Raw genomic sequence first — 7247 nt, 5'->3', positions numbered from 1 at the left:
CAGGCGGACCGCACGGCGGATGCCGAGCGTGCGGACGCAGACGCCATGCGCGACCCCCCCTCCCCCAGCGCGAACCGAGCCGGCTGCCCGCCCCACGGAGCCCAACCGATCTTGCGTACCGCGTTATGCATCACGCTGGTCTGCGTGTTCGTCGGCGAGCAGGTGTTCAGCGCGCAGGCGCAGCTTTCGCGATGCCGCTACACGGTCAGCGGCTACACCGACACGCTCACGGAGCTGGAGAGCTTCTACAGCCAGCTTGACGGCGCGCCCGCAGGGAGCGAAGCCGTCTCTGACGCGAGCGCAATCGAAACCAAGACGGGCGTCGCCTCCAACGCCAACGGCGCAGCCGCAGACAACGCGGCCGGCGCTTCCGCCTTCGCCCGCGTGGGCAATGCCGCGCCGTATTGGGGCGGCAGCAAGGTCAACGGGCCGGACAACATGGCGCTCGTGCTGGGCGTGAGCACGTTCGACCATTACTCTTCCACGCAGGAATACCGCATCCAGCAGCTGCTGCACGACCTGGGCTATAGCAAGGTCACGCCGTTCGGCACCTATTACATGAGCTCAAACGTCATCGCCGACGCGCTGCTCGGCGTCACCGACATCGTGGACGATCAGCCCCCTGCCGCGACCGAGCCCGAAGGAGCCGTGCTGCGCGGCACGTGGCGCGCATACCGCAGCGAGCTTGCGCTGCCGCTGGGCTGGGGCACCACGGGCAGCGCACACGTCGACTGGCAAGAGGGGCGCCCGCTTGACAACCAGGACGCCATGCTCGCCGACGCAGCCGACAATGACGCGAGCGCGCTTTCCGCCCTCGACGTACAGGAATGCGACGGCGACCAGGATGCGCGCACGTTCACGCTGACCCCTTCGGCTGACGGCCCGGTGTACCTGTACACGCCGACGGCGTTCGTGAACGATCTCTATTACGAAGGCGGCGTCGTGTGCGAAGTATGGGCCGACGGCTCGCTCGTGCAAACCGTCGGCGGGCGCGGGTCGTGCAACCAGGTGTACCTGGGCTGGGGGCGCGCCGGGCAATCCGTGCAGGTGACCATCAAACCGCTAGCCGAGCAGCCTTACGAGCTGCGCTTCGAGGACGACACCGTGACGAACGCGCAATCCGCGTTCTGGGATGTTCCCGCCGCCGAGCTGGTGCAGGCCGGCACCGTGGACCTGCAAATCCTGGAAGATCAGCTGTCGCGCATCGATTCCGACGGTTTTGCGCTTTCCGCTTACGAGAACGGGCGGATTGCGGCCACGTTCAACGCCGCCCAGGACGAGACGCTCGTGATCAGCCAGCCCTACGAGGACGGTTGGACCGCCACGGTCAACGGCCAGCCCGTCGAGCTGCAGGCGGCTTACGACGGGCTGATGGGGATACCGGTGCAAACCGGTGACAACATCCTCGAGCTTCGCTATCTCACGCCCGGGCTTATCCCGGGGGCGGTTGTGGGCATTGCGTCCGTTACGCTGTTCGCCGTATGGCGTATAGCGGCACGCAGGCGTAGCATATTGCACGATGGCGAATAATCGAGCGTAGCTCGAGCGCGCACCGATTCGCCCTAAGGCGCTATCGCATGCCCACTTCGCAAGGAAGCGCCGCACCCAACGGGGAGAGCGGCGGCAAAGCTAGATTGGAACGAACACATGAGCGACGCCCTGTACGACCTGACGCTGGTGGTCCCCTGTTACAACGAGGCGGACAACATCCCGCTGTTCTACAAAACGGCCACCGAGTGCTTCGAGCAAGCAGGCGTGGGCATCGAGATCGTGTTCGTGAACGACGGCAGCCAAGACGGCACCACGCAGCTTTTGCGGCGCGTGGTGGAGTCCGCACGCGGGAAGCACGCCGTGCAGGCCATCGACTTCTCGCGCAACTTCGGGAAGGAATCGGCGCTGTACGCCGGCATGCAGGCGGCGCGCGGCAACAACATCTGCCTCATCGACGCCGACATGCAGCAAACGCCCCACGACGCGCTGCGCATGTACCACCTGCTCATGGAAAACTCCGACGTCGACTGCGTGGCCGCGTGCCAAGTCGACCGCAAGGAGGGCTTCGTGCTGAAGCTGTTCAAGCGCGCGTTCTACCGCACGTTCAACGGCATGGCCGACGACATCTCCATCCCCGCAAACGTCAGCGATTTCCGCGTGTTCCGCCGCCCCGTGCGCGACGCGCTGCTCGCGCTGCCCGAGCGCGAGCGCTTCAGCAAGGGCCTGTTCGCCTGGATCGGCTTCAACACGCTCGAGGTTCCCTACGAGGCCGAGCAACGCGCCGCCGGCACCAGCAAATGGTCGTTCAGGAAGCTGTTCCGCTACGCCGCCACAGGCATCTTCGGGTTCACCACCTGGCCGCTCAAGATCGCGGTGTGGCTAGGCAGCATCTGCGCCGTCGCGGCGGTGATATACCTGCTGTCGGTGCTGGCCGAGTACCTGCTGTACGGGACGAACGCCCCGGGCTACCCCACGCTGGCCTGCCTGATCCTGCTGTTCGGCGGTCTGCAGCTGGCCGTGCTGGGAGTGATCGGCGAATACCTGGGCCGCGACTACATCGAGAACAAGCGCCGCCCCATCTACCTGGCAAAAGAGCACCTAGACAGCACCAAGGAATAGCGAAGCGCCCCGAAAGGGGCGCTTTCGTTCGCGGAACGCGCCGTCTGCGCCCCGATTCGCCTATGTTTCGGGAACCGCTTTAGCCGACGCCGAATGCCGAGCAGAATCTTCTGGGCGGTTTTGCAGGCTGAAGTGCGCTCTAAAGCAATGCCGACCTGGGGTTTTAACGGCAAACACCCAATGCAAAGGGCCTTGTCTGAACTTTATCCGATGATTCGAGCACAGTTCTGGCAAGGCCCTTTGTTTCGCGAACCCCCTGGTCAGCTAGCTGAGGAAGCCGTTATGCGCCGTCGCGCATGGCTTTGAGCTTTTCCAGGACGTCCGGATTAATCCGGTCACCGAGCGTGCGCTTGAGCGCCGCCTTCGGCGTTTCGTCGAGGTGCACGTCCTCGTAGTACATGCCCACCTCGCGCGAGAACCCGTTGGCCGACATGCGGTCGATGCCGCCACCGAACACGGTGTCCTGGATGGTGGCGTCGGAGGTGACCACCATGGTTTCGACGTTGCGCACGCGCGCGTCGTGGGCCAGCTTCTCGATGACCTTATCGGCCGAGGTACCGGCGGGGCTGAACATGATGCGCACGCCGCCGATGGTCTCCACCTCGCCAGTGGAGAACTGGTTGTCGCCGCCGTCGAACACGATGACGGCCTTGTATTCGCGACCGGCGAAGTTGATAACGTCGTTGATCAAACGCTCGCGCGCCGCGTTAAACGCATCATCGGTATAGTCGGGATGCGCGAACGCCTCTTGGTAACGCGACCCCGAACGCAACACGTTATAGCCGTCGACCAGCAGGATCTTCTTACGCTGCTTAGCCATCACGCATCCCTCCTTTCATGTATTGCGCATTACAGGTTCGCGAAAAGTCAGCGTGAACAGGGGACGGAGGTGTGTTCGCGAAGAATACTTGTAAGCCAATCGATGCAAGTCTGCCATAGTTAGTACGAATCCGCCAAAGTCAGCACAGGCGCTTACACACCGTCTTCGTTAGGACAGAGGAACAGGAGCCCGTGAACAGGGGACGGAGGTGTGTTCACGACAAAGACTTGCACATCCCTAAAGGCAAACCGTGAACACACCTCCGTCCCCTGTTCACGTCCAGGTTCGCTCGGGGAGCGAGAGCGCCCCGAAACGCCGAGCGGTGCGACTGCCGTTAGGCGGTGTGGATGTTCTGGCGCAGCCACTCGTACATGACGGCGGTAGCTGCCTGTGCCACGTTCAGGCTGGCCACTTCACCTTCCAGCGGCAGCTTCGCGTACATGTCGCAATGCTCGAGCACCAAGCGGGACACGCCGTCGTGCTCGTTGCCCAAGACGATGGCGATCTTGCCCTTCAAGTTCGCATTCCACACAAGGTCGTCGGTGTGCTCGGTTGCGGCGCACACCCAGAAGCCCTCCTCCTGCAAGCGGTGGATGCTCTGCACGATGTTGGACACCTGCGCCACGGGCACGTGCGTGATGGCGCCCGCGGAGCTTTTGTATGTGGAAGCCTCGACGCGCGCGCTGCGCTTGTTGGGGATGATCAGGCCCGATGCGCCCACGGCCTCGCAGGAGCGGCTGATGGCGCCCAAGTTGCCCGCGTCGGTGAGGTGATCGCACAGGACCACGAGCGCGCGGCCGTCGTGCTCTTCGGCGTAGCTGTTGGCGGCGTCGACCACCTGGCCGATGCCCACGTAGTTGAACGGCGCGGCCTCAGCCATGACGCCCTGATGGCTACCGCGAGCGGACTTCTGGTCGAGCTCGTCGCGCGGCACCTGGATGACCTTCACGCCGTTGCGCTTGGCCTTGCGCATGATGTCCTCGATCATGGGGTCGCGCTTCATGTAGTCGCCCATAAGGATACGGCGCATGGGCACGCCGGTACGGAACGCCTCGATGACGGGGCGCTTGCCTTCGATGTAATCAGCCATGTGATGGGGCCTTTCGGTTCTGCAAGATAACGTAGATCGATTGCGCTATTGTACCAGCCGCCGCGCACGCAGGCCTCCCGCAGCGCCAATCGCCGCAAGACCCCCATGCACCGAATTCCCACCGTCGACATGTAAATCGAAAGCCAGGCTGCCGAGGAAGCCTGGCTCGATTCAGGAGTCATATTCGGGATATGCTAGCGCATGTTGGCGGGCCAATCGCCGTTCGCGGAATCATCGCCGCCCGAAGCGCCCTTGTGCGCTTCGTCATCACGGCTCGCACCGCGTGCGATGCGCGCGCCGGCGTGGCGCTGATGCCGCTCGGAATCGCCACCGTGCAGGAAAACCCCCGACAACACATCGCCCGCACGATGCAGGCCGCGGGCGATGCGCGGCGTCAGGTCGGCCTCGGAAGTGGTGCGCCAATCGAAGTACACGCTCCAGTAGCGCAGCGCCACCACGGCGAACACGCACGCGATGCCCGCAAGCGCCAAGGGGCACCCGAAGCGCGCCAGCACCACGTACACCGCCGCGCCACCAAGCCCCGCAACGGCGTAATAGTTGCTGCGTTGGAACACGCCGGGCACTTCACCGACGCAAATATCGCGGATGGCGCCGCCGCCGACCGCGGTGATGCCGCCCATGATGACCGAAAGCACCATGCCCTGCTCGAAGGTCACCGCTTTCGAAGCGCCGGCCAGCGCGAACAAGCCGACCGACAACGCATCGGCCAGAAAGACCGTTGCCTCGAGGTGCTTGAAAATGCCGCGGAAGTAGAACACGAACGCGCAGATGAGGATGCAGGTAACGATAAGGTCAGGATGCGCGGTGAAATACACACCCGTCCCTTGCATAAGCGTGTCGCGCAGCACGCCGCCGCCGTAGCCCGTGATCAGGCCGCACACCACCGTGCCGATGATATCGAGCTTCCGGTCGCACGCGAACAGCGCGCCGGTGAGCACGCCGGCGATGACGCTGAAATAGTCGATGCTCCACGGCACCGTGAGCACCGGCGTGTCGGCGAAGATCCCCTGCAGCCAAGTTTCCATGTGAACCCCTTTTCAGCCGCCGGTGACGAAAGCGGGCTGCGCAGCCGCCAACGATGCGCGCGTCAGGGGCGCGCACATCGGCAGGCCGCTCCGCGGGAGCCCGAGATCCTCGGCCTTGCACGCCATGAAGAGCCCGAAGCGCATGAGGCCTCGACCTCGCCGCACGCGAAGCACCCAAGGCGCGAACGTCCGCCCTGGACGCGCGGCCTTTCGCCCGACCGCATGCCCGTAACGCCGACGCAGCGCCGATCGCCACCTTATTTCCCTGTCCGGCCCAGGCGCCCTCATTTCGCCCCGCCGAACGTGAAAGCGGGCGCGCCAAAGGGGGCGCGCCCGCTTCGCTTTCTAGCGACTATGAAACCATATCGGAAGGCAAATTACCAGGGACGACATGCCGCAACGAGCTCGTTCTGAAGCAACCGACTCGAAGTTCTCGCCGCCCCATTCCTAAGAGCCTGAAGATACGGCAACGCAGAAAGAGACGTCCCCGCAATAGCGTCAGCATCCTCGTATCATTTCGACTCAATCACCCAAGGGATGCATCGAACGCGACGTTGAACACAGGACGGCTCCAGATTCACTCCTCCCCTGTGCCCTTCACGTCAACGCTGCCCGCAAGGACGGCGCGATAGTCGGCCAGGTTCTTCTGCAAAAGCTGGGGGACGTCCAGCTCGTAGGGGCAGCGGGCGGTGCAGGCGTAGCACTCGGTGCAATCCTCGATGGCGTTCATACGCTGCTGCCACTCTTCACCGAGCCACCCCTTCGACGGCGCGCGGCGAATCATGAGCGACATGCGGGCGCACTGGTTGATGACGATGTCCTGCGGGCACGGCATGCAGTAGCCGCAACCGCGGCAGAAATCGCCGGCAAGCTCGGCGCGCTCAGAGGCGATGAACGCGCGCATCTCGTCATCAAGCTGCGGCGTGTCGGCCATGAACGCAAGCCATTCGTCAAGCTCCTCCTCGCGCTGCACACCCCAGATGGGCAAAACGCCTGGGAATTGCGTCATGAACGCCATGCAGGCGCGGGCGTTGTTGAGCAGGCCGCCGGCCAGGCCCTTCATGGCGATGAAGCCGACGTTGCGCTGTTCGCACAGGGCAACCAGCTCAAGCTCGCGGTCGGAGGCAAGGTAGCTGAGCGGATACTGCAGCGTTTCGTACAGGCCGCTTTCCACACATTCGAAGGCCACCTCGAGCTTATGCGCCGTCACGCCGATATGGGCGATTTTTCCCTGCTCCTTGGCATTGAGCATGCACTCATACATGCCGGTGCCGTCGCCTGGCTTGTAGCACTGGTCGACGCAATGGAACTGGTACAGGTCCACATGATCGGTGCGCAAAAGGCGCAGCGACGTTTCCAGATCCTCCCAAAACGCCTCGGGGGTGTGGGCCTGGGTTTTGGTGGCGATGGCGACCTTGTCGCGCATGCCCTCGAACGCAAGGCCGACGCGTTCCTCGCTGTTGGAGTACGCGCGCGCCGTGTCGAAGAACGTCATGTCGCCCTCGAACGCGCGACGAAGCAGCGCCACGGCGTCCTGCTCGGAAACGCGCTGAATCGGCAGCGCCCCGAACGCATTCTGCGGCGTGACGATACCGGTAGATCCCAACGCAACAGTGCGCATAAGCGCTCCTATCTTTTAGTTGTTGCATTTGGGAGCCGAATATCGAATGCTTTCAGGTGC

General features: G+C 63.7%; 6 protein-coding genes. 2 read left to right on the top strand and 4 right to left on the bottom strand.

All coding sequences use genetic code 11. The features are described from left to right. Both RDW26_RS09060 and RDW26_RS09055 read left to right on the top strand, forming a co-directional pair. A partial coding sequence (locus RDW26_RS09060; RefSeq protein ID WP_307983346.1) for a YfhO family protein occupies positions 1-1530 on the top strand: 1530 nt, incomplete at its 5' end. A 117-nt stretch (positions 1531-1647) separates the two neighbouring features. Beyond that, positions 1648-2610 (top strand): glycosyltransferase family 2 protein, encoded by a 963-nt coding sequence (locus tag RDW26_RS09055; RefSeq protein ID WP_307983345.1) that lies wholly within the window; start codon positions 1648-1650, stop codon positions 2608-2610. Positions 2611-2890: 280 nt separating this feature from the next. Here the strand turns inward: RDW26_RS09055 and RDW26_RS09050 are convergent, their stop codons facing one another. The 4 genes from RDW26_RS09050 to RDW26_RS09035 form a co-directional block, all read right to left on the bottom strand. Next, the gene (locus RDW26_RS09050) at positions 2891-3430 is read right to left on the bottom strand and encodes an NYN domain-containing protein (RefSeq protein WP_307983344.1); all 540 of its coding nucleotides are present in this window, start codon (positions 3428-3430) and stop codon (positions 2891-2893) included. A gap of 334 nt (positions 3431-3764) precedes the next feature. Then, a complete protein-coding gene (gene rlmB / locus RDW26_RS09045; RefSeq protein WP_042435702.1) occupies positions 3765-4520 on the bottom strand; it encodes a 23S rRNA (guanosine(2251)-2'-O)-methyltransferase RlmB in 756 nt (251 codons plus the stop codon). A 194-nt stretch (positions 4521-4714) separates the two neighbouring features. Then, a complete protein-coding gene (locus RDW26_RS09040; RefSeq protein ID WP_307983343.1) occupies positions 4715-5566 on the bottom strand; it encodes a TRIC cation channel family protein in 852 nt (283 codons plus the stop codon). Positions 5567-6143: 577 nt separating this feature from the next. After that, positions 6144-7187, bottom strand: a complete 1044-nt coding sequence (locus RDW26_RS09035; protein ID WP_307983342.1) for an aldo/keto reductase — start codon at positions 7185-7187, stop codon at positions 6144-6146. Between the last annotated feature and the right edge of the window lie 60 nt (positions 7188-7247).

Source organism: uncultured Senegalimassilia sp. (assembly GCF_902464545.1).
Lineage (GTDB): Bacteria > Actinomycetota > Coriobacteriia > Coriobacteriales > Eggerthellaceae > Senegalimassilia.
This window is presented reverse-complemented; position numbering and strand designations above follow the sequence as displayed.